The sequence below is a fragment of the Rickettsia sp. TH2014 genome (assembly GCF_019249195.1).
GTDB classification, from domain to species: Bacteria; Pseudomonadota; Alphaproteobacteria; order Rickettsiales; family Rickettsiaceae; genus Rickettsia; species Rickettsia felis.
The window spans coordinates 1-3,030 of record NZ_MXAX01000045.1 but is presented as its reverse complement, the minus strand read 5'-3'; the positions used below and the strand labels follow the sequence as shown (position 1 = coordinate 3,030).

Here is a 3,030-nt window from a genome sequence, read left to right as displayed (position 1 = left end):
GGCATAACTGCAATATGGGGGCATGACCAACAAATAAAACACAAAATCAATTTGGCTCAAGAAAATTCGAAATTATTTCTTAGTTCTATTTCATTATGGGAAATAGCTATGCTTAACTTTAAAAAGCGTATTAATGTTTACGAACCTATAAAAGATTTTCTGAATTCTATAACAAATATCAACGGGTTATCTATTAAAGATATTTCTCCGGAGGTCGCTGCTGAGAGCGTTTCTCTTATGGATGATTTTCATGGTGATCCGGCTGACAGAATTATTGTAGCAACAGCAAAATGCCTTGGAGCTACCCTACTTACTAGAGATCAAAAAATTCTTAGTTGGGCTAAGTTAGGACATATTAAATCAATATCTATTTGATTATTTCCTCAATATCTAATAAAATCCTTTTTAAAATTCAGGATATTATATATGACACATACTACGGATGTTGTAATAATAGGTGCAGGTCCCGTAGGACTATTTACGATTTTTCAGGCCGGAATGCTTGGGATGAAGTGCCACATTATCGATGCTCAAGAAATCATAGGAGGTCAGTGTATTACTCTATACCCTGAAAAGCCTATTTACGATATACCGGCTTATCCTAAAATTGCAGCAGAAGAGCTAATAAAACAGTTAGAGCTTCAAGCAACTCCTTTTAAGCCTGTATATCACTTAAATCAGCAAGCTATAGAGCTAAATAAACAAGATGATTTTTTTGAAATTAAAACCTCAAAAAATACTCTTATTAAAAGCAAAGTTATTATTATTGCAGCAGGAGCAGGTTCATTCGGTCCAAATAAACCGCCCCTTGCAAATATTGAAGATTTTGAAGGCAAATCGGTTTTTTATTTCATTAATGATAAAAGCAAATTTGCAGGTAAAAATATAGTTATAGCAGGCGGCGGGGATTCGGCTGTTGACTGGGCTATTTCTCTTTCGGAAATTGCAAATAAAATATATTTAGTACATAGACGGGATAAATTTACAGCAGCTCCTGAAAGCGTAAGGCAATTAAGGCATATTGCAGAAACCGGTAAAATCGAGTTAGTAATCGGTTATCAGCTAAATGCTTTAGAGGGTAATAACGATGAACTTCAAGAAGTTATAGTTAGAGATCTACAAAATAACACTCGCAAATTAGATGCAAATATATTACTACCGTTTTTTGGTTTAAAACAAGATTTAGGTAGCTTAGCAAATTGGGGTTTAAATGTTAAGCTTCACCATATTGAAGTAGATCACTCCTATTATCAAACTAATATAGAAGGTATTTACGCCATTGGAGATATTGCTCATTATACAGGTAAGCTTAAGCTGATTCTTACGGGCTTTGCTGAAGCTGCAAGCAGCCTCCATCACGCTTATAGTAGAGTATTTGACGGCAAGGCTCTACATTTTGAGTATTCCACTACTAAATATGGGGAAAGGAAGTAAGATAAAAATCATAGTACTCGATGTCATTCCCGCGTAGGCGGAAATCCAGTAGTTAAAAAGCATACATATGCTAAATTTTAAAAATTAAAGCGGAGGTTATCTCGCTTTATGCTGGATTCCTGTTTTCGTAGGAATGACATCGAGAGCTTTGTGAAAAACTGTCCTATACTATAATTATGGATAAAAATATAGTGAATAATATAATTGACGGTAAAGCGTTAGCAAATGAGATACTAGCAGATTTAAAGCTAGAAATTCAAGAACTTAAAAGTCAAACCAACGCTTCACCAAAGCTTGCTATAGTACTAGTAGGCGATAATCCAGCAAGCATTATTTATGTAAAAAACAAAATAAAAAATGCTCATAAAATAGGAATTGATACTTTATTAGTAAATCTATCTACTACTATTCATACTGATGATTTAATAGCGAAAATCAACGAGTTAAATCTTGATAACGAGATTTCAGGAATTATAGTTCAGCTTCCTTTGCCAAGCTCCATAGATAAAAATAAAATTTTATCAGCAGTATCACCCTATAAAGATATAGATGGTTTTCATCCTTTAAATGTCGGTTACTTACATAGCGGGATTATAGTCAAATCAGTTGGATTTAATTACAAGGAGCAAGGGACGAAGCCTATAGATAATAGGAGAGCGACGAGTGACGATGGAAGTGAATTCAAATCATTTGACTATAGTCAAGGCTTTGTACCCTGCACTGCCCTTGGATGCCTTGCAGTTATAAAAAAATATGAACCGAATTTAAGCGGTAAAAACGCCGTAATTGTCGGACGATCAAATATAGTAGGTAAACCTCTAAGTGCCTTACTATTGCAAGAAGATTGCAGTGTTACTATTTGTCATTCCAAATCGCAAAATCTAAGCTCCATCACTTCTAAAGCTGATATAGTTGTTGCGGCAATAGGCTCACCTTTAAAATTCACTGCCGAATATTTTAATCCTGAATCTATAGTAATTGATGTAGGAATTAATAGAATTAGCGGCAATAAGATTATCGGTGATGTTGATTTTGAAAATGTGAAGTCTAAAGTAAAATATATTACTCCCGCCCCCGGTGGCATTGGACCTATGACTATTGCTTTTTTACTTAAAAATACGGTTAAGGCGTTTAAGAATTCTTATAGTACAGTATGTCATTCCTGCCTTTAGCGACTTTGTTGCATGGTTCTTATGTCATTCCTGCGAAAGCAGGAATCCAAAAAAAAGTATAAATACGGCAAGTTTTTAAAATTAAAAGCTCGATTTATCTTGCTTTATGCTGGATTCCCGCCGTTGCTGGAATGACACTAAATCTTATAAACATTTGCAAGTTCTACATAATTTCTTGCGTTATCTTGCATATATTCTAAATCTTGATCAGTTAAATATCTAACAAATTTTGCAGGGATACCCATCCATAATTCTTTAGATTTAATTATCTTCTTTGGTGTGACAAGACTTCCTGCAGCAATAAAAGCATATTCTTCTATTACTGCATAATCCATTATCGTAGTACTCATGCCGATAAAAGCATTATTATGTATGGTACAGGCATGAATAAGAGAGATGTAATAGTTGAGATTTAATCTTACAT

At 34.2% G+C, this 3,030-nt stretch carries 3 protein-coding genes and 1 pseudogene; 3 read left to right on the top strand and 1 reads right to left on the bottom strand.

Annotated elements, in window-relative coordinates:
• The first annotated feature begins 3 nt into the window (after positions 1 to 3).
• The 3 genes from KYQ89_RS00640 (at position 4) to KYQ89_RS00630 (ending at position 2,606) form a co-directional block, all read left to right on the top strand.
• Positions 4 to 375, top strand: coding sequence for a type II toxin-antitoxin system VapC family toxin (locus tag KYQ89_RS00640; RefSeq protein ID WP_371920382.1), 372 nt, complete (start codon positions 4 to 6; stop codon positions 373 to 375).
• A 51-nt stretch (positions 376 to 426) separates the two neighbouring features.
• On the top strand, positions 427 to 1,434 hold the full coding sequence (locus KYQ89_RS00635; RefSeq protein ID WP_218459887.1) for an NAD(P)/FAD-dependent oxidoreductase: 1,008 nt from the start codon (positions 427 to 429) through the stop codon (positions 1,432 to 1,434).
• Between the two features lie 191 nt (positions 1,435 to 1,625).
• A complete protein-coding gene (locus tag KYQ89_RS00630) occupies positions 1,626 to 2,606 on the top strand; it encodes a tetrahydrofolate dehydrogenase/cyclohydrolase catalytic domain-containing protein (protein WP_218459891.1) in 981 nt (326 codons plus the stop codon).
• Positions 2,607 to 2,743: 137 nt separating this feature from the next.
• Here the strand turns inward: KYQ89_RS00630 and KYQ89_RS00625 are convergent.
• A pseudogene (locus KYQ89_RS00625) lies at positions 2,744 to 3,030 on the bottom strand (gamma carbonic anhydrase family protein); the annotation flags it as partial.

Excerpts from the sequence above, each read along its gene's own strand:
- KYQ89_RS00635 (WP_218459887.1), top strand. The coding sequence starts at position 427 with ATGACACATACTACGGATGTTGTAATAATAGGTGCAGGTCCCGTAGGA.